General features: G+C 44.2%; 17 protein-coding genes and 1 pseudogene. 11 read left to right on the top strand and 7 right to left on the bottom strand.

Going from position 1 to position 20,850, the window contains the following annotated elements:
* Positions 1-88: 88 nt before the first annotated feature.
* Together BLQ60_RS13620 and tyrS are read right to left on the bottom strand one after the other, a co-directional pair.
* A complete protein-coding gene (locus BLQ60_RS13620; RefSeq protein WP_092621757.1) occupies positions 89-2,740 on the bottom strand; it encodes an ESPR-type extended signal peptide-containing protein in 2,652 nt (883 codons plus the stop codon).
* 255 nt (positions 2,741-2,995) lie between these two features.
* On the bottom strand, positions 2,996-4,210 hold the full coding sequence (tyrS, locus tag BLQ60_RS13615; RefSeq protein ID WP_092621754.1) for a tyrosine--tRNA ligase: 1,215 nt from the start codon (positions 4,208-4,210) through the stop codon (positions 2,996-2,998).
* Positions 4,211-4,289: 79 nt separating this feature from the next.
* Here tyrS and BLQ60_RS13610 point away from each other — a divergent pair, with 79 nt between their 5' ends.
* From BLQ60_RS13610 to BLQ60_RS13580, 7 genes are all read left to right on the top strand, one after another.
* Positions 4,290-5,423 (top strand): anhydro-N-acetylmuramic acid kinase, encoded by a 1,134-nt coding sequence (locus tag BLQ60_RS13610; protein ID WP_092621763.1) that lies wholly within the window; start codon positions 4,290-4,292, stop codon positions 5,421-5,423.
* A gap of 193 nt (positions 5,424-5,616) precedes the next feature.
* Positions 5,617-6,105, top strand: coding sequence for a hypothetical protein (locus tag BLQ60_RS13605; protein WP_092621751.1), 489 nt, complete (start codon positions 5,617-5,619; stop codon positions 6,103-6,105).
* Between the two features lie 102 nt (positions 6,106-6,207).
* Complete coding sequence (gene ribF / locus BLQ60_RS13600) at positions 6,208-7,230, top strand: riboflavin biosynthesis protein RibF (protein ID WP_092621748.1); 1,023 nt, start codon at positions 6,208-6,210, stop codon at positions 7,228-7,230.
* Between the two features lie 89 nt (positions 7,231-7,319).
* On the top strand, positions 7,320-10,166 hold the full coding sequence (gene ileS, locus BLQ60_RS13595) for an isoleucine--tRNA ligase (RefSeq protein ID WP_092621745.1): 2,847 nt from the start codon (positions 7,320-7,322) through the stop codon (positions 10,164-10,166).
* Entirely contained in the window at positions 10,159-10,716 is a 558-nt protein-coding gene (lspA, locus tag BLQ60_RS13590; protein ID WP_092621742.1) for a signal peptidase II, read from the top strand. Before ileS ends, lspA begins: the two co-directional genes overlap by 8 nt.
* Before the next feature lie 55 nt (positions 10,717-10,771).
* Positions 10,772-11,254 (top strand): FKBP-type peptidyl-prolyl cis-trans isomerase, encoded by a 483-nt coding sequence (locus tag BLQ60_RS13585; RefSeq protein WP_092621760.1) that lies wholly within the window; start codon positions 10,772-10,774, stop codon positions 11,252-11,254.
* A gap of 24 nt (positions 11,255-11,278) precedes the next feature.
* Positions 11,279-11,620 carry a hypothetical protein gene (locus BLQ60_RS13580; RefSeq protein WP_092621739.1) on the top strand — a complete coding sequence of 114 codons (342 nt, stop codon included), beginning with the start codon at positions 11,279-11,281 and terminating at the stop codon, positions 11,618-11,620.
* Between the two features lie 13 nt (positions 11,621-11,633).
* On the opposite strand, the gene BLQ60_RS13575 is transcribed toward BLQ60_RS13580, so the two are convergent.
* Positions 11,634-11,993, bottom strand: coding sequence for a YidH family protein (locus tag BLQ60_RS13575; protein WP_092621736.1), 360 nt, complete (start codon positions 11,991-11,993; stop codon positions 11,634-11,636).
* 67 nt (positions 11,994-12,060) lie between these two features.
* Between BLQ60_RS13575 and BLQ60_RS13570 the strand changes: the two genes are divergently transcribed.
* The 3 genes and pseudogenes from BLQ60_RS13570 to erpA all read left to right on the top strand — a co-directional run bounded on the left by BLQ60_RS13570 (position 12,061) and on the right by erpA (position 14,200).
* On the top strand, positions 12,061-12,606 hold the full coding sequence (locus tag BLQ60_RS13570; RefSeq protein WP_092621733.1) for an NADPH-dependent FMN reductase: 546 nt from the start codon (positions 12,061-12,063) through the stop codon (positions 12,604-12,606).
* A gap of 199 nt (positions 12,607-12,805) precedes the next feature.
* Positions 12,806-13,777: pseudogene (locus BLQ60_RS13565) on the top strand (putative solute-binding protein).
* 87 nt (positions 13,778-13,864) lie between these two features.
* Complete coding sequence (gene erpA / locus BLQ60_RS13560; protein ID WP_092621730.1) at positions 13,865-14,200, top strand: iron-sulfur cluster insertion protein ErpA; 336 nt, start codon at positions 13,865-13,867, stop codon at positions 14,198-14,200.
* 524 nt (positions 14,201-14,724) lie between these two features.
* Here erpA and BLQ60_RS13555 read toward each other — a convergent pair.
* On the bottom strand, positions 14,725-16,704 hold the full coding sequence (locus BLQ60_RS13555; RefSeq protein WP_092621727.1) for an ATP-binding cassette domain-containing protein: 1,980 nt from the start codon (positions 16,702-16,704) through the stop codon (positions 14,725-14,727).
* A 291-nt stretch (positions 16,705-16,995) separates the two neighbouring features.
* Here BLQ60_RS13555 and BLQ60_RS13550 point away from each other — a divergent pair, with 291 nt between their 5' ends.
* On the top strand, positions 16,996-17,994 hold the full coding sequence (locus BLQ60_RS13550; protein WP_092621724.1) for a putative solute-binding protein: 999 nt from the start codon (positions 16,996-16,998) through the stop codon (positions 17,992-17,994).
* A 103-nt stretch (positions 17,995-18,097) separates the two neighbouring features.
* Here BLQ60_RS13550 and BLQ60_RS13545 read toward each other — a convergent pair whose 3' ends face one another.
* The 3 genes from BLQ60_RS13545 to BLQ60_RS13535 all read right to left on the bottom strand — a co-directional run bounded on the left by BLQ60_RS13545 (position 18,098) and on the right by BLQ60_RS13535 (position 20,702).
* Complete coding sequence (locus tag BLQ60_RS13545) at positions 18,098-19,057, bottom strand: TerC family protein (protein ID WP_092621721.1); 960 nt, start codon at positions 19,055-19,057, stop codon at positions 18,098-18,100.
* A 393-nt stretch (positions 19,058-19,450) separates the two neighbouring features.
* Positions 19,451-20,098, bottom strand: a complete 648-nt coding sequence (locus tag BLQ60_RS13540) for a trimeric intracellular cation channel family protein (RefSeq protein ID WP_092621718.1) — start codon at positions 20,096-20,098, stop codon at positions 19,451-19,453.
* 124 nt (positions 20,099-20,222) lie between these two features.
* A complete protein-coding gene (locus BLQ60_RS13535; protein WP_092621715.1) occupies positions 20,223-20,702 on the bottom strand; it encodes a YchJ family protein in 480 nt (159 codons plus the stop codon).
* Between the last annotated feature and the right edge of the window lie 148 nt (positions 20,703-20,850).

The raw sequence follows: 20,850 nt of genomic DNA, 5'->3' as shown, positions 1-20,850 counted from the left end.
GCAGACATGGTTCCAATGGTCAGCGTTCTCCATTAGATTATGAAAAGGCCCATCAAAAGATGGTTATGTGTGTCTAGAATTTTGGTGGCTATTCACCAACTGCAAGCGCATAGTCCCCTATAGCTTGTGAACCACTACCTATAGCTGATGAAATATATCCTGATGCCACACTTTCTGAACCAAATGCAGTCGCATACTCATTACTAGCTGTTGAATCAGAACCAAAAGTATTTGAGTTAAACCCAGTTGCGGTCGCCCCAGCACCAACTGCGGAAGAGTTAATACCTGAAGCGGTTGATTCACGTCCAATGGCAACAGCATATTCATCAGCAGCATTGCTATTGCGACCGATAGCAGCGGATTCAGTGCCTGAAGCAACAGCCCCAACACCAGCAGCTAATGCATTAGTTCCTGTTGCACCATCATTATTATAGTTTCCTGCTGTATTATCAGTAGAGTTCACACTATAAAAATGAGTGGCATTACTCTCGATATCATTCGAAAGCTGATCCGCAACTTGATATAACTGACTACCATTGATCGCATCCGTGCTGGTCGCACTGATTTCGCCTGGTGCCACGTTGATGATTTGTCGTTCAGCACCTGCTGCACCGACACTGACTACACCTGATGCTGTGCCTGCAAAACCGCTATACGTCACACCATTGACAGTGGCGTCATCTACCTGAGTAGCTACACCATTAGTGATGGTTGCGGAAGATTCACTGCTGGCATTGCCTAAGATGACATTATTTGCTGCTGTGGCTGTGACATTATTGCCAATTACGAAGGTATTTTCACCACTGATATTATTGCCATTCCCTACAATACGACTTGCATCAGCTGTATCGCTCATTAAATTGTCATTACCGAAAGCACCAGCATTATCAGCAGCTATTGGCGCCGCAGACGTTCCATTGTCATTGCCGATGGTATAAGTTCCTGCTCCTGTGACATATGATGGATCTCCTATAGCACCAGACCCCTCGCCTGACACCTCATTTCCTGTACCAATTGAGATTGTATTTTCTGCTGTCGCTTGGCTATCTTTACCGATAGCTATCGCATTTTCTCCACTGGCGGTAGCACTATCACCTAGAGCAGTTGAGCTAATACCTGAGGCAGTAGAGAGCTGTCCAACTGCTAGGCTTGCTTCAGCTGTTGACTGTGCACCACTACCAAGTGCTGTGGAGTTCACACCTGATGCAGTCGTGACTACAGAACTGTTAACGCCTGTTGGATCTTCCCAATATGATCCAAGCGCTACGCCACGTACACCTGTTACTAATGCGCGATTCCCGATAGCAACTCCTGCGTATGCATCCGTAGTCGTATCACCAACAACACCACCTGTTGAATCATATTCTCCAACCTGTGCTTGATCACCGATAGCAATACTGCTAAGAGATACAGCCCGAGAGTTTGCACCTAAAGCATAAGCATTGGTTGCAGAGGCTGTAGCACTATCACCTAGAGCAGTTGAGCTAATACCTGAGGCAGTTGAGAGCTGTCCAGCAGCTAGGCTTGCTTCAGCAGTTGACTGTGCACCACTACCAAGAGCCGTAGAATTTAACCCGCTCGCCGTTGTATATCCAATTAAGTTTCCAGCATCATCGAAAACTGAAGTTCCTAGTGCCACAGCATTTACAGCTTCAGCACGTACACCCATACCCACTGCAGTTGCTCTTATGGATGTCGCACGAGCTCCTGGTCCGACTGCCGTGGTATTATCTGCCGAAGCTCGAGAGTTCGCCCCCAAAGCAACTGCGCGAATACCATTTGATTGTGCATCTGTCCCAAAGGCTGTCGAGTTATTCCCTGTCGCAGATGAGACTGAACCTACTGCTACTGAGTTTGATGAGTTCGCTTTTGATCCGCTCCCAACAGCAACGGCACTACCTGCGCTTGTGGTAGAGTTGGTGCCCAGTGCCATCGAGTTATTCCCTGTTGCGCTGGCTAGGTAACCCATAGCAACCGTAGAGGCATTATTCGCTTTTGCTTCTTGCCCCAAAGCAAGCGAATAGTTGGCCAGTGCTGAAGAGCTGACACCCATTGCGATCGAGTTCGCACCTGATGCCACCGATCCAGCCATCATCGCAGCACTATAGTTGCCTGTGGCTTGTGCGCCATTTAATGTTGTATAGGTTGATAAAGTACCACTTGAACCCAAGGCAATAGAGCCCGTGCCATTTGCTACCGGACTATCTAAACCTACCGTTAGACCGCTACCGATAGCCACACCACCTTTTCCCGTCGATTGAGTGGGATTATCATGATAGTTTGAACCAATAATCACTGCTTGTTCTGCGGCAGTTGAGGTTGAGATATCACTACCAATCAACACAGATTGAAATCCGTAGCCACCGACATTGGCACCGATTGAAACATTTTCATTGCCCGTTGCACAGGTATATAAACCCGTTGTTTGATTACCAATGGCGATACCTGTTGTCTGATTAGCAGCAGTGCCAGGATTCAGACCTAAACAATCGGAATATGTACTACCACCACCAACTGCATAACCTGCAAATGCTAAAGATGGCGACATTATGGTTAAAATCGCAAGTGGCAAAATTTTGACATTAAATTTTTGCGGATGATTTTCGACAGGTGGAATTTGATCTTTATTATTTCCAACGGTTGATGATCTGCTTGAATTCGACACACTTTTCGCATTTTCAGAAACAGCGATAAATATGCCTAAACTTGCATTCCAGATGACACGATATATTTTATTCATTTCTCACAATCTCCACACAATATGTGACGCATTTCTCTTTTTAATCATAATATCGCCACATATTTTTACAAGAAGTTTTTAATTTGGTTACATTTATCCTATATAAAAACTAAACCAATTTAGTCGGAATTCGCTTCTGATCAGGCTTTCATCAATTTATGATTTTTTATATTTTTCTAAATATATTCACCACACATAAAAAAACGCCACCATGATGGTGACGTTTATTCAATTTGATTAAAGATTGATTGTGATTTAATCGATAAACTTAACGCGAGCGATGGCTTTTTTACCTGCTTGGATCACCACAATTTTTGGTGCACTCACAGAAAATGAACCATCAACCACTTCATTATCGACTTTGACTGCGCCACGAGCGACTGCATCTTTGGCTTGCGCTGCATTTTTGGTCAGCCCTGCAAGACGCACGATCGAGCCAATAAAGATTTCTCCGCCATTTTCAGACAGTGAAATGTCAACTTCAGGCGTGTCTTCAGGCACTTCACCATCGACAATACGGTTTCCTGCGCTTTTATGGGCATTTTCAGCCGCTTCACGGTCATGGAAACGTTCCACAATTTCTAGAGCCAAGATGCGTTTGATCTCTTGCGGATTGCGTCCGTCTGCCATCTCTTTGAGCAAGGTTTCGATGTCATCCATCGACTTAAAGCTGAGCAATTCAAAATAACGCTCAATCAAACTGTCAGGCATCGACAAGATTTTTTGATACATCGCACCTGGTGCATCAAATACACCGATATAGTTGCCAAGCGATTTGGACATTTTCTTGACACCGTCCAAGCCTTCTAAGATCGGCACAGTGATACAGACTTGTGATTCTTGTCCATAACGCCCTTGCAAAGTACGTCCCATCAGCAAGTTAAAGGTTTGATCTGTCCCACCAAGCTCAACATCGGCTTGCATCGCAATCGAGTCATAACCTTGTACCAATGGATACAAGAACTCATGAATGGCAATCGGTTGCTCGCTTTGATAGCGTTTTGAGAAGTCATCACGCTCTAGCATACGAGCCACGGTTTGCTGACTTGCCAATTGAATCAAATCCGCAGCAGAGCGTTTTGAAAACCATTCTGAGTTAAATACCACTTTGGTTTTGGCAGGATCAAGGATTTTAAACACTTGCTCTTGATAAGTTTTGGCATTGGCCTCGACTTGCTCACGAGTCAACGGCGGACGAGTGGCACTTTTCCCCGATGGATCGCCGATCATGGCAGTATAGTCGCCAATCAAAAATAGTACTTCATGCCCAAGATCTTGGAATACTTTGAGTTTATTGATGAGTACGGTATGACCGAGATGCAAATCTGGCGCAGTCGGATCAAAGCCTGCCTTGATGCGTAGCGGTCGATTTTGTTTCAATTTTTTCAATAAATCATCTTGGGAAATGATCTCATGCGTGCCACGTTGGATTAACGCCAACTGCTCTTCAGCAGGTAGAAAAGTACTCATCAGTAAAACCTAATCGTTCTAACTTTCAAATTGTGCGATATACTAACATTTTTTTCGGAAAATGCAGGCAAAGATCGGCATGAGTGCAATATATATTGGTGTGATGACAGGCACGAGCATGGACGGCTTAGACCTCGTTGCCGCATCTTTTGATCCGCTAAAAATCCACGCCACTTTGACCTTGAAATTCGAAGAAGATTTGCGTGATCAGCTCATGGCATTGTCACTGCCTGATGATAATGAAATTGATCGCATGGCGGTTGCGCACGTGGCGCTGGGCAAAATGATTGGCAATGGTGTCAATCAACTGATCGAAGACAACCAGCTTGATCGTAGTCAAATCCGAGCGATTGGCTCACATGGTCAGACCATTCGCCATCGTCCTGAAAGTGGCTTTAGCTTGCAAATTGGTGATGCGCATATCATTACCGAACTCACCAATCTTCCCGTGGTTTACGATTTTCGTAGTCGGGACTTGGCGGCAAACGGTCAAGGTGCACCGCTGGTTCCTGCGTTTCATCAAGTGTTATTTCAGCATCACAGTATTCATCGGGTGATTTTAAACTTGGGCGGAATTGCCAATGTCACCATGCTCCCTGCGGGTCAGCCTGAGCAAATTTTCGGCTTTGATACAGGACCTGCTAATATTCTGATGGATGCGTGGTGCGACCGTTATACAGGTCAGCCTTATGATGAAAATGGCAATTGGGCGGCTTACGGCCATCCGATTCGCTCGCTACTCGACCGTCTGCAAGCGCACGATTATTTTTCTAAAGAACCACCAAAAAGTACAGGGCGAGAAGACTTCAATATCGACTGGCTCCATGATCAACTGGCAGATTGGCGCAACGATCTTGACTATGACGAACTGGAAGATCAGCCTGAAAATGTGCAAGCGACTTTAATGAAGCTCACCACCCGAGCGATTAAAAAAGCCATTTATCGCAGTAAAGAAGCTATGCCGACAGGTGAAATCTATGTCTGTGGTGGCGGTGCATTTAATGGCACATTGCTCGAACAACTGCGCTGGCGACTGCGTAAGCACAACTGGTCTGTACAAACGACCGAAGCGCTTGGGTTGGCGCCGATTTGGGTAGAAGCGACCGCTTTTGCTTGGCTTGCGATGCGCTTTTGTGAAGGTCAAGCTGGAAATCTGCCTGCAGTCACAGGTGCAAACGGCTTGCGTGTACTTGGTTCGATGACACATATTTAAAACATAGTTTTATGTAATATAAACCAATCAGTTACACTGCGATGAATATTTGATCGACTCATTTGAATTAGTTCACATTTTTATAAATTTTTTGCCAAATGTGTAATGTAATAATATTTCATTTTATTACATTGCTCCCATTTTTGAAAAATGTGTGTTATTTATACTGCGCCTTAAAATTCACGATGTTTGTATGATCTACGATAATGCCGCAACCGACACCGCTTATTTCAACACACAGCCACAAGTCCAAGTGATCGCCAAATCTGCACAAAAGCATACTGGTCCCTTTGATGGTGCACGTGGTTTGAGCTCTAAATTTTTTAGTTTGGATTTATTTACCAATAAGCTCAAAGGCATTACTCGCCAAACCAGTACCAGTAAATGCGCACGTAGCATTCGTATTGCATTACAGTCTGCTGGGGCAAAGTTTCAATCACATCCTGTGGCAGCGTCTGACTGGGGCGATACCTTAAAAACCATCGGCTACCGTCAAATCACACCTGCTTTTGACAACCCACAAGATGGTGATATTTATATTATCCACCGCACGCAAAAGCATAAATACGGTCATATCGCAGGCTATAGTGGCAACAGTTGGGTGTCCGACTTTAAACAACGTAGCTACGATGTCTACAAAGATAAAAACGTCAAATACTCTTATTACCGTCTAGCGAAATAATTGTCTTTCGACTGCTTGGCTTGAAATGCATTGACGCATAACATTTTTAATCAATTTATGGCACAATAGTCGCCTTTAAATTGTTCAGATTTCACTTTGGCTATGAAGCTGCTTCGTTTGCATGCGCTGACTCCTCATCATCAGTTACCTCCGACCGTTGTCACCATTGGCAACTTTGACGGTGTCCATCTTGGGCATCAGGCGATGATTGCTGAGCTGAAAAATATCGCCAAAGCACAACAATTACACAGCTTGGTGATGATCTTTGAACCACAACCTTTAGAATTTTTTCAAGGTAGCGACGCACCGCCTCGTATTTCATCATTACGTGAAAAAGTTGAATTACTGACCGAGCTTGGCGTGGACTATGTTGCCGTTGCCAAGTTTGATGATGCCTTTCGTGGCATGAGTGCACTTGAGTTTGCAGAATTATTAAAACATCAACTCAATGCCAAAAGTCTCGTGCTCGGCGATGATTTTCATTTTGGTAAAAATCGTAGTGGCGATAGTGATTTTCTCCGTCAACAAGGCTTTGACGTGACCAATTTGCATACCGTGAATCACGATGCCGATCGTGTCAGCTCAACTCGCATCCGTGAGGTGTTGCAACAAGGTGATTTTGCCCTTGCCGCACAGCTTCTGGGGCGTCCGTACAGCATTACAGGGCGTGTGGTGTATGGTGATCAGATCGGTCGTACCATTAATTTCCCCACCATTAATGTCGCCTTGCATCGTCATAAACCATGTTTAAGTGGTATTTATGCAGTCGATGTGCAGAGCTTGGAACGACCATTTTCACAGGTTTTAGCAACGCAACATACAGATCAACAGAGCAGCCAAAGTGGTATTAAAGGTTATTTGCCTGAAAGTCTGTATGGTGCAGGTCATGTCGGTACTCGTCCTGCGATTGCGCAAGATACACCTGAGTGGCGATTGGAGGTTCATTTCCCTGAGCTTTCTGCTAATCTGTACGGTTTGCTGGTACGAGTGACCTTTTTGCACTATTTACATGGTGAAAAAAATTATCCATCGTTGCAAGCGCTGCAAGATGGTATTGATGATGATGTGATGCAATTGAAAAAATTTCGAGACGACAATGACTCGATTGATTTTTTACATCAATGACACCATTAACCCTTTTTTTTGTCTAAACAGATTTGCCATTGCGCTGATCAAGATAAATCAACACGTTAACCCAACTGGAAGACAGATGCATGAGCGATAAGCAACCTTCTGAAAATGTCGTGGATTATAAAGCCACACTCAACTTGCCACAGACTGATTTTGCCATGAAAGCCAATTTGGCGGTGCGTGAAGCAAAATGGTTAGACGACTGGTATGCCGACGACATTTATCAGCAGATTCGTGCATCTCGAATTGGCAAGAAAAAATACATCCTGCATGATGGTCCTCCATACGCCAACGGCAGTATTCACCTCGGTCATGCGGTGAATAAAGTGTTAAAAGACATCATCGTGAAAAGCCGTGTCATGGACGGTATGGATGCGCCGTATGTACCTGGTTGGGACTGTCATGGTCTACCAATCGAGCTGAAAGTCGAAGAAAAAATCGGAAAAGTCGGCGTCAAAGTCGATGCAACGACTTTCCGTAAAGCCTGCCGTGAATATGCGCTCAGCCAAGTGGAATTGCAGAAAAAAGACTTTAAACGCCTCGGTGTATTTGGCGATTGGGACAATCCGTATTTGACCATGAACTTTAAGCAAGAAGCGGATATTGTCCGTTCATTGGCGGCAATTCAAAAAAATGGTCATATCCAACCCGGTCTAAAACCAGTGAATTGGTGTTTGGATTGTGGCTCGGCGCTTGCTGAAGCTGAAGTGGAATATGAAGATAAAAAGTCTGATGCGATTGATGTTGGTTTTGGCGTCGTGGATCTTGCGGATTTGTCAGCGAAGCTCGGTGTATCTGTCAGCACGCCAACCGATATTGTGATCTGGACGACGACACCGTGGACTCTGCCTGCCAACCAAGCGGTGGCACTGCATGCTGAACTTGACTATCAATTGGTTGAAGTTGAAAGCGATCGTGGCACGCATAACCTGATTCTTGCCAAAGAATTGGTTGCTTCGGCATGTGAACGCTATCAACTAGAACATCCAAAAGTTTTGGCGGATTTTACAGGCGACAAAATCGAACATTTATTATTACAACATCCATTGATCGCTGAGCGCCAAGTGCCTGTGATTTTGGGCGAACACGTCACCGCAGGTAGTGGTACAGGTGCAGTACATACCGCACCAGGTCATGGTGTGGACGATTATAAAGTCGGTTTGCAATATCGCCTTGCCGTAGACAATCCTGTTGGCTCGAACGGTGTTTATCTCCCAACTGCACCGATCTTTGCAGGCGAGCACATCTATAAAGCCAATCCGCAAATCATCGAAGCACTTGGTGCAACGGGTCGTCTGTGGGCGCATAAGAAAATTACCCATAGCTATCCACACTGCTGGCGACACAAAACGCCAATCATCTTCCGTGCTACACCACAATGGTTCATCAACATGGAACAATGTGCCATGCGTGAAACCGCTTTGAATGAGATTGAAAATAACATCGAATTTATCCCTGACTGGGGTAAAAATCGTATGCAATCGATGGTCGATGGACGCCCAGATTGGTGTATCTCTCGTCAGCGTACATGGGGCGTACCGATTCCATTTTTCGTGCACAAAGACACCCATGAATTGCATCCACGTACGCCTGAGTTGATCGAAGAGGTGGCAAAGCTGATCGAGCAAGAAGGTGTTGACGCATGGTTTAACCGTGATGGTAAAGATTTCTTGTCTGCCGAAGATGCGGAACAATACAACTGTGTGCGTGATACTTTAGACGTGTGGTTTGATTCAGGTACAACGCATTTTGCCGTGCTTGATCAACGTGACGACTTGCAAAGCCCTGCCGATCTCTATCTCGAAGGTTCGGATCAACATCGTGGCTGGTTCCAAACTTCACTGCTTGCCAGTATTGGTGTGCGTGGTCATGCGCCGTATAAATCATTGCTGACACACGGTTTTACTGTCGATGAAAATGGTCGTAAATTGTCAAAATCTTTGGGCAATTACATCCCATTAGAAGAAATTATCAAACAACTCGGTGCAGACGGTCTACGCCTGTACGTGGCTTCGAGCGACTATCGCTATGAAATCGCCGCATCGAAAGAAATTTTCAACCGTGTTTCCGATAGCTACCGCCGTATTCGTAATACGTTGCGCTTTATGCTCGCCAATCTAAATGGTTTTGTGCCTAGTCGTGATGCACTGCCGATGGATGAGTTGATCGCCTTAGATCAATACATCATTCAACGTGCCAGTGAAGTGCAAGCGACGATTCGCAAAGCCTACGACGAGATGAATTTCCATGTCGTGACCAATGCGCTAACGAATTTCTGTATCAATGACTTGGGTGGTTTCTACCTCGACATCATCAAAGATCGTCAGTACACCACCAAAGCCGACTCGCAAGCACGTCGCTCTGCACAAACGGCGTTGTATCACTTGGTGCAAGCCTTTGTGCGTTGGATGAGTCCGATCTTGAGCTTTACCGCACAAGAGGCGTGGGAACTGATTCCTGAGCAAGCGGAAAAATATGTCTTTACTGCTGAATGGTACGATCTGCCAAAATCAACCCAGCACAACTTAATCAGCGAATCTGATTGGCAAGCTCTGATTCAAGTCAAATCTGCGGTGAATAAGCAAATCGAAGCGGCACGTAATGCCAAATTGGTCGGTTCAAATCTCTCTGCCAAAGTTGATATTTGGGCGGATGAGGCATTAAAAACCATTCTTGACCGCTTGGAAAATGAATTACGCTTTGTACTGATCACTTCACAAGTTGCTGTACACCCGTTTGATGCATCACAGGGTGAAGCGACGGACATCGACGGCTTGCGTGTTGCGGTATCGAGCGCAGACGGTGAGAAATGTGTGCGTTGTTGGCATGTACTGCCTGATGTGAACACCCATGCAGGTCATGAGGGATTGTGTTCACGTTGCATCATCAACTTGCCATCAGGCACTGGTGAAGAGAGAAAATATGCCTAAGCAAGCAGATTGGTTGCGCTTTAACGCAGTGAATTTTTGGTGGTTGGGACTCAGTATCCTGACCATCATTTTGGATCAAATTACCAAACAAATTGCGCTGGATAAATTGGTCTTTGAAGGCAATAGCGTCAATGTCCTGCCTGTATTTAGCTGGACGCTTGCCTACAATCCCGGTGCGGCTTTTAGCTTTCTCTCTGATGCAGGCGGTTGGCAACGCTACTTCTTTACAGGATTGGCGAGTGTCGTTTCGGTGTTTTTTGTGGTGTGGTTGTTGCGCATGCCAAAAACTTTAAAAGTCCTGCCTGCCTCGATTGCGTTGATTTTGGGTGGTGCAGTGGGTAACTTGATCGACCGTCTGACCACACAATTGGTCAATTATCGTGGTGAACAAGTACATGGCGTGGTGATCGACTTTTTGCATGTGCATTATCAAACGTGGAATTTCCCTGTGTTTAATCTTGCCGATTGTGCGATTACTTTAGGGACGATTTTGTTATTGATCGACACCTTTTTCCTTGAGAAAAAACGTCATCAAACCCATAACGTCTAGCTGAAATCGAACTAACCTTATTCCACCACAATGACTGAAAATGACGGTGAAACTGATGTCTGAAATTATCAATCCAAATGATGAAACCCGCATCGAAGAGGGTTCAAAAGTGCAATTGCACTTTTCCGTGGCGATCGAAAATGGCGTAGAAATCGACAATACCCGTAGCCGAGATGAGCCAGTATCTTTAGTCATCGGTGATGGTAATCTCTTACCAGGTTTTGAAAAAGCACTATTCGGCTTACGTGCTGGCGATCGCCGTACTGTGAGCCTACCACCTGAAGATGCGTTTGGTGAATGGAATCCTGAGAATGTGCAACGCTTCGACACAGTCAAATTTGAGCAACGTCCAGAAGTTGGTCACATGATCGAATTTGAAGATAAAGCCAAAGCCAGTCTATTTGGCGTGGTGATGTCTGTAGGTGATGACATTACTGAGATTGATTTTAATCATCCACTTGCAGGGAAAAATATTACTTTTGCGGTGGAAATCTTTAAAGTCACCCCGCAAGGTCAGCAAGGCATTCGGTTGATGTGAGATCAAATTCTCAGGAATGAAATAATGAAAAAAACTATATTTGTTGCACTCTTAAGCATCAGCTCATTGAGCTTCGCAGAATCAAAAGAAGCCGATTGCGAGGCTCTAGTAGTAGCAACTGACCTATTGATGACAATGCATCAATTAGGCAATGATATTGAAGACTCAAAATCAACCTATACCAATCAATTCAAGGAAGAATCTGCTGTTTTTATTCAAATTATTGATGAAGCAAAAACCTTTCCTGTTTACGCAGATGAAACTCAGCCTGAAACATACGATGAAGCAAAAGCTGAACAAGTTCTCGAAGCATTTAACCAAGATTGGAAACGTCGTTGCTTAGCAGGCGATGTACCAAAAAGTTAGCCGTATAAAAGCATCAAACCCAAAACGAAATAATCAATAACATCCCGACCAAAATACTAAACCCTGCCAAAAGCATCGGCTGATTGGTTTTATAGCCTTCCATCATTTCCGCATCGGTGATTGAGCGCAGCGCAATACGATATTGTTGCACCGAGATCAGACAGATAATCATCCCCAAAACGATCACCCCGCCCCCAGTCCATTTGCTAAATGCAATCTTGTCGGCATATTTTACAGGATCGACCAGTTGCGCAAGAAAGGCTGATTTTTCAATGACAAAGCCAAAAGCAATCAATGCCAAACTACTCCGATTCCACGCCAACACTGTGCGCTCCAAAGCCAATAGCACCCGTGGATCTTGCAAATTTGACATATTCTTACTTTTCCATCGCTGTATTTTTGCTAAGCTCAAAACATAAAACAAGCACAGGGAAATTACAATGAAGATTCAGATTATTGTCGGCAGCGTTCGGGAAAATCGTGTGGCGATCCATGTCGCCGAGTGGATGCAAAATGCCTTGCAAGATATTGATGCCGAAGTGGAAATTGTCGATCTAAAAACCTGGGATTTGCCAATGTTTAGCGGTGCATCACCGATGTCATTAAAAGGCAATTATAGCGATCCACTACAAAAAAAATGGTCTGAAAAAATCACTGAAGGCGATGCTTATTTTCTGATTTCTCCAGAATATAACAATGGCTACTCACCTGCCCTGAAAAATGCCTTGGATTATCTCGGCGCTGAATGGAGCGGAAAACCAGTCGGCTTTGTCAGCTATGGCTCGGTCAATGGTGCACGTTCAATCTCACAAATCCGCCAAGTCACTACCGCACTCGGTATGATTGACAGTAATATCAGCTTGCTCATTCGTGACATCTTTGCACGAACAAAATCACAAAATTTCCAAGGTAATGATGCTGAGCAAGATGTACTGATCAATTTGGCAAATCAACTGATTGATTTAACAAAAAAACTTTCTGGCTAATCTTGCAAAATGGATTATTCACGCATTGTGCATCATGGACAATTTCCTGTCATTTTGACCAATGCGATGTACGCCTTGCATATCTATACTTTTGATTGAACCGTTAAAACAACAAAAGTATGCAGGACGTGCATTCAAGGAATACTCCATGAAAATAATCAAAACGCTGATCGGACTCAGCACACTGAGTTTGCTCACCATGCTGAGCCTCAATACGGCACACGCCAAACTAACATTTTGTGTATTTGATCTGGTTGGTACACAAGGTGATGTCTATGCCTTGATGAAAGATTATCAACTTGCTTCGAAACAATGGGGTGCCAATATCGAGCTGAAAGCCTACACCGATGAACGTGTATTGACCGAAGACTTTAAAGCTGGAAAATGTGACGGCGCCAGTATCACAGGAATGCGTGGACGCCAATTCAACAGTTTTACAGGTTCGATCGATTAGATTGGCTCAATTCCAAGTTTAAAACTGGCGGTCAAAGTCATGCAAACTTTGGCTGATCCACGCTTTGCCAAAGAGATGAAACAAGGCAAATATGAAATCGTCGGCATTGTCCCTGTTGGTGATGCCTATTTATTTTTAAATGATCGCAGTATCAATACCATCGCCAAAGCTGCAGGAAAGAAAATTGCGGTGCTCGACTATGACCAAGCGCAAAAGAAAATGGTGCAACAAGTCGGCGCTCAAGCTGTATCCGCCGATGTCACCAATTTCGGTGCAAAGTTTAACAATGGTCAGGTCGATATTATCGGTGCGCCTGCCGCTGTATTTCGCCCATTAGAGCTGTACAAAGGACTGGGGACTAAAGGCGCAATTGCCAATTATCCACTCATGCAAGTCTCGGGCAATCTGATCATTCACAGTGATCAATTTCCCGCAGGTTTTGGGCAAAAGTCCAGAACATGGATCAGAGGACAATTGCCTCGTGCATTCACGATTTTGGGCAAAATGAAACAAGACATCCCTGCCAAATACTGGATGCAAATCCCTGATGCAGACAAAATCGGCTATCAAAAAATGATGCGTGAAGCTCGTATCCAGCTGACTAAAGAAGGCATTTATGACAAAAAAATGATGGAGCTTCTCTGGCGTGCCCGTTGCGCTGAAAATCGGCAAAACTTTGAATGTGCACTCAAAGATGAACAATATTCAAAAAAATGAATCCATCACATCAGATTCCCACTTGTAAATCACAAATTCGCACAGATATGCTAAAATACCCGTTCTGATTTATAGGTGGAGATCATCATGACTGCACAAGCCTTAGTTTTAACCAATAATGCTGCCGACAAAGTACGCCAACTGCGTGATAGTGAGGGCAATGCGGACTTGATGCTCCGTGTCTACGTGACGGGTGGCGGATGTTCGGGCTTTTCTTATGGCTTTAACTTTGCAGAAAGTGTCAATGATGATGATGCCGAATTTGAAAATGGTGATGTAAAAATGGTCGTCGATTCACTCAGCTATCAATATCTTTTAGGCTCAGAAGTGGATTATGTCCAAGGCTTAGAAGGTTCCCGATTTATCGTGAAAAATCCAAATGCAACAACAACTTGTGGTTGTGGCTCATCATTCTCGATCTAAGATTTTTATTCTTGAAGTATATAAACCGAACATCAATGTTCGGTTTTATTTTGCCTAGATTTTTAAGGAGTGAATTTATATAGTCGAAGAAGTTAATTTCTGATACAAGGCAACCAAGCGAAGGTGTACACGTAGTACTGCGAGCGAGGTGAACCCTGTAGCAGGATTTAAGTTCGCTGACTATAGGCAAAAAAGAAGCCTAGGTCTGGGGAGAGCCTAGGCTTTGAGAAGAAGGATGTTTTGTTGACATCCTTGAGGGTTGATCGTGTCTCATGCGATCGTTTCAATACATGCATTATGCCGAGTTGCGATGACTAATACTGTTTAGCAAAAGTTGCCAATCTTAAGTGGTATGTAAAGAATACATACAATATGTAAGGCTTTAAATTCAAGCTGATGCCGCAACAGTTGCGCTAAGCGATTCATTTATCTTGAGTAAAATGATACAGCAGTGATAATTTAACTCCATTTTCTCAAAATCACATGGGCTGATGAATCACATAAGTTAACAAAACTGAAGATCCTTAACCCTCAAAACTGGCTTCCAGCTCCTCCAATTCCATCATCAACTCAAGCAATTGCTCCTCATCTTGCGCCAATTTTGCTTTCTGCGCTGTCTGCTGATCCATCAGTTGCAATAATTCGGCTTTACGCTCAGCATCATAGATTGCGCTGTCCGCCAATTGATTTTCAATGGTTGTTAGCTGTGATTGCGCTTTCTCGATAGATTTCTCTAATTGTTCCATTTTCTTACGAAGTGGACGAGTTTGCTCACGACGCCGTGCATTTTCTTTACGCTGTGCTTCTTTATCAACTTTGCTATTCGGTGACGGTGCTGTTGGATTATTTATTGCTTTTGCAGTCTGTGTCGAATCTGTGGTTGTGCTGGCTGTCGCTGAGATGTCGTCCTGTTGCTTTTGTAGCATCTGCTGACGTGCTTGACGTAGCCACTGGCTGTATTCTTTCAAATCACCATCAAATTCCGTCACTCGCCCATCATGGACAAGCAACAAATCATCACAGACTGTGGCAATCAACTGACGCTCATGCGAGACCAACACCACCGCCCCTTCGAAGTCTTGTAGCGCCATCGTCAGCGCATGACGCATGTCCAAATCCAAATGGTTGGTCGGTTCATCGAGGATCAACACATTCGGGCGTTGCCACACGATCAATGCCAATGCCAAACGAGCACGCTCACCGCCAGAGAAGCGCTGACACGGTGTATCCATGCGCTCACCGCTAAAACCAAAACTGCCTAAAAATGAGCGCAAACTCGCTTCACTAATCGATTTATCCGCAATCCGAGCCAGCTGTAACATCGGACTGGCTTGATCATCCAGCGCATCCATCTGATGCTGTGCAAAGTAGCCGATATTCAGTAATTCTGAGGCTTGGCGTTCCCCCGAAAGTAAAGGCAATTGACCGACCAACGATTTAATCAGCGTCGATTTCCCTGCGCCGTTCATGCCAAGTAAACCCAAACGTGTCGTCGGCGTGATTTGCAATTTTACTTTTGAGGCAATACTTTTCTCTGTGCTATAACCAATCGTCGCATCGTCTAGGCTCAGTAATGGCGAGCTCATCCGAGTTGGTTCACGGAAGCTAAAGGTAAACGGCGTATCCACATGCGCAGGCGCAAGATTTTGCATACGTTCAAGCTGTTTGATACGGCTCTGCGCTTGGCGGGCTTTGGTGGCTTTGGCTTTGAAACGATCAATAAACTTTTGTAGATGTGCTCGGGTTTCTTGTTGCTTCTCAAAGGCTTGTTGCTGTTGTGATAAGCGTTCACTGCGTATGGTTTCAAAGCTCGAATAATTGCCTGAATAGAGTGTTAATTCTGCATTTTCAATATGTAAAATATGATCAGTCACTGCATCCAAAAAATCACGGTCATGCGAAATCAATACCAATGTGCCTGCATAACTCTTTAACCAATCTTCTAACCACAAAATCGCATCCAAATCCAAATGGTTGGTTGGCTCATCGAGTAATAATAAATCTGAACGGCTCATCAAGGTACGTGCCAAATTCAGGCGCATTCGCCACCCACCCGAAAAACTTTGTACAGGCTGACGAATCTGAAATTCAAAAAAACCTAAACCTGCCAACAATTGTGCTGCTTTGGCAGGCGCAACATAGCCATGAATCTCATCAAAGCGAGCATGCAACTCACCAAGTTCTGTATCACTGAACTGATCACTATTTTGCAGTTTATTTTGGATTTGCCAATATTCCGCATCACCTGACAAGACAAAATCCAGCGCAGGTACGTCCAGCGCCTCGATCTCTTGTGCCATATGCGCCACGACCCAGCCTTGTGGACGTGTCAACTGTCCCTCATCTGCGCCAAGCTCACCCAGTAGCGCAGCAAACAAGGATGATTTTCCTGCGCCATTGACCCCTGTTAAGCCCACTTTCCAACCTAGATGGATTTGCATGGTGGCATTTTGGAATAGAGCACGAACGCCACGTCGGATGCTAAAATTTTCAAGTTGGATCATGGGAAATTATCATCAAAAAAATCATGGCGCTATTGTAAACAATTTTGCCACCGAGCCAAAGTTTGGTCTGAATGAAAACACCGTTCTTAACATCAGCAAACATACAAATATTGACAATGTAAATTGTCTTTTTTGTGTTTTTGACTTCCATTTTCTGCATAATTTTGTACAATTCTTAGAGATATTGGAGTAATTACTCTATTATTTTAGACCGTAGCAGGATATGATTCTGCTCAAATGGCTGAGAACGAGTCTCTCCATAAAACAAAAATTTGACAGGATGATGCAAAGATGAAAAAACTTGCGCTTGCCCTTATGGCAACCACTGCAATGGGCACGATGGCGAACACACACGCTGCGACCATGTGCGTATTCGATCTCTTAGGTGCTTCAGGTGAAGCCTATCAACAAATGAAAGGTTGGGCGCTACAAGCCAAATCGTGGGGTGCTGATGTCAAGCTCAAAGCCTACACCGATGAGCGTGTTGCCAACGAAGATTTCAAAGCAGGAAAATGTGATGGCGTCAGCATCACTGCGATGCGTGGACGTGAATACAATAAATTTGTTGGATCAATCGACTCGATTGGTGCCGTACCCAACAACAAAGTCGCACAAAGTGCCATTAGCTTTACCCTCAACTCACGCAATGCAGCCAAAATGGTCAGCGCCAACAAGAAATATGAAATTGTCGGCGTCGCACCGCTAGGTTCTGCTTATTTATTTGTCAATGATCGTAGCATCAACTCTGTTGCCAAAGCTGCAGGTAAAAAAATTGCCGTACTCGATTATGATTCAGCGCAAAAGAAAATGGTGCAACAGATCGGTGCACAGCCTGTGTCATCTGATGTCACCAATTTCGCTTCAAAATTTAACAACGGTCAGGTCGATATCATTGGTGCACCAGCCTATGCGTTTAAACCTTTAGAATTACACAAAGGCTTGGGATCTAAGGGTGCAATGGTCAATTTCCCGATTCTACATGTCACTGCCAACGTGATTATTCACCCTGAGAAATTCCCTGCAGGCTTTGGACAAAAATCACGAGACTGGTTTGTTAAACAATTACCAAAAGCCTTTAGCACCATTTCCAAACTCGAAGCGGGCATCCCAGCTAAATACAAAATGACCATCCCCGCAGATGATAAAATTGGTTATCAAAAAATGATGCGTGAATCACGCATTGCCCTCACCAAACAAGGTGTGTATGACAAATCAATGATGGCGGTATTGAAAAAAGCCCGTTGTAGCGTCGATAAGTCCAATTTTGAATGCTCTCTCGCTGGTGAGTAAACAGCCCTTCAAATGCTAACCTCAGCAGTAAAAAATTGCCCCGTATCTCGATAGCGACATACGGGGCATATTTATTTCTGCGTTGATTTATAAAGCACAAGCATTAGTTTTGCGCCTCTTGCTTCTTGGCATATTGAATCGACATATATGCGGTAATGCTGAGCACCACAGCAATAAAGCCCAATGAAATCCATACAGGCATATGGAACACATCCAGCATCAACATCTTAAAGCCGATAAATAACAGGATAATGCCCAGACCATACGGCAGATAATGCATCTTCGCCGCCGCACCTGAGAGCAAGAAGAACATCGCCCGTAGACCCAAGATCGCCATCAAATTGGCACTTAACACGATGAACGGGTCAGTAGTCACCGCAAAGATCGCAGGAATCGAGTCCACCGCAAAAATCACATCGGAAAACTCCACCAAGATCAACACCACGAATAACGGTGTCATCCAGAGCTTGCCTTGCTCACGCACAAAGAACTTATTGCCTTGCAAGGTCGTGGTGATTGGCACATGCTTGCGCAACCATTTCAGCAATGCCATATCTTCGACATTGCTTTCCTCTTCTTGACCACGTAAAAACTTGATCCCTGTATAGACCAAGAATGCACCGAAAATATACAGAATCCACGAAAATTCTTGGACTAGCCATGCACCAATCAAGATGAAAATCGTACGCAGAACAATGGCACCGATGACACCATATAGCAAAATCTGGCGTTGTAGCGCAGGCGGAATCGCAAAAGCAGCAAAAATCATCAGCCAGACGAAGACGTTATCAATCGCTAATGACTTTTCTAAGAGATAACCTGTGATGTACTCCAGCGTTTTTTGATTGGCAACTTCGACACCAATACTTTGCTTGAGATAGAGCCACAGACCACCCGCAAAAAGCATCGCCACAGTGACCCATGCCGCACTCCACCAAGCGGCTTGCTTGATCGGTACAACCTCACCTTGCTTTTGCTTAAAGCCAAGAAAATCAATCAATAGCATCACAAACACGATGCCAAAAAATACCAAATACAGCCAAATATTACCGACAGAATCCATTAATCACTCCCGCATCTGGCAATTGAGCGAATTTTTTTATAAGTCTTGTAGACATAAAAAAACCTCGACCAGTCGCCAGATGTATACACCTGTGCCAACATGATCAAGGTCTTGCCTACATTGCTTTGATTTCAAAACCATTCAAATCAAAACAATGCTCAGATACCGACTTTTTGCAAAGTGTATTGACGATATCTGACACGAGAAAACCGAAACTTTAATTCAGAACTACGCTTTCTCGTTTGGAGGAGGCTACTCCCCTTGTCAAACTTTGTTCACTGAATATTTTTATATTTCAATCCAGCTAGAATAGGCGCATCATGCCACAAAATGATCAATTCAGCAACTCTTTCAGCAAATTAGATACTGTGCAGACATAGATATTGTTCAAGTTTAATGGTCATCGGTAGACGAGGCTGAACTTTCGTCATCATCTTTATAAATAAATTTTGGCATTTCTAAACCAAAATAAATCGCCACCACACGTAAGCTAAAACCAAAAATTAAGGTCAGAATGACGGTCACTTCAAGATTTAAATGGACATAATGCAGACAGACCCAATAAAATAGCACCGCAGCAAAGGAAATACTGGCATACAGCTCACGGCGAAACACTAAAGGCACATCATTACACAAAATATCCCGCAGAATACCGCCCGACACACCCGTCAGCACACCTGCAACACCCGCTACGACAAAGCCATGTCCCATTTCGATCGCCACCTGACTGCCAATGATGGTAAAGCCAATCAAGCCGAGCGCATCGAGCAATAAGAACATATTGCGAAAATGCTTCATCCAATTGGCAATCAGAATGGTAAATAGTGCCGCACAAGTCGTCAGTACCAGATATTCAGGATGCTTGACCCATGTCAGTGGATAATGTCCAAGCAGTACATCACGCACCGAACCGCCACCGAGTGCCGTGACACAAGCAATCAGAATGACACCAAACCAATCCATACTGCGTCGTCCAGCAGATAAAGCGCCTGTCATCGCCTCAGCAGTAATCGCAATAATATAAATAACAGTCAGTAGCATATTTGCATCACAAATGTGTCGCAGAAAATATGGCTATTGTAGCGAAAATTAAACTTGATGCGATAAAAATGACGCAACAACCACGCAGAATACGCTTGCTGAAAACGAGACCGTACTTTTTAGGTTAGTCAGTTAAACAAGGATAACAACACAGCTTAAATTTTTTCTGCGAGCCACATAAACAAGGTTGTTTCATGGTTGGCAAAGCAACCGTAGGATCAATAAAATACCAATGCTCAGCAATTTTCACAAATGCAGATCGCTCGTGGTGAGCATCACGAATAGCACTATCCGCTACAGTTGGGGCTAAATAATAAGCCTTGAATTCAACTTGAGCATGGTTTTTGCCGAGTTTTGAATGATCTGCAATCACATCTAGACCGTCCCATTTGGTCTGCTTGCTCCATGTTGCAATTGCCTGTTGATCAAGTAATTTTTGCTGAGATGGTGCAGTCGTTTTAACAATATAATCAATTTCTTGCAGCACATAGGCACTATAGCGAGAGCGCATCAGCTGCTCAGCACTTTGTGCTATTTCTTGACCTAAATGAAGCAATTGACAACACGCTGAATAGTTTAAACCCGAACCACACGGACACCACATAAGCTCACCTTGAATATGAGTGACTAAGTATTATTTTAAACCTTGCAATAAAGAAAGCCCCCACCTTTTAGGTGAGGGCTTTGGATTTAAAAGCTGGCGATGACTTACTCTCACATGGGTAACCCCACACTACCATCAGCGCTAAGTG

Source organism: Acinetobacter marinus (genome assembly GCF_900096915.1).
GTDB lineage: Bacteria > Pseudomonadota > Gammaproteobacteria > Pseudomonadales > Moraxellaceae > Acinetobacter > Acinetobacter marinus.
This window is presented reverse-complemented; position numbering and strand designations above follow the sequence as displayed.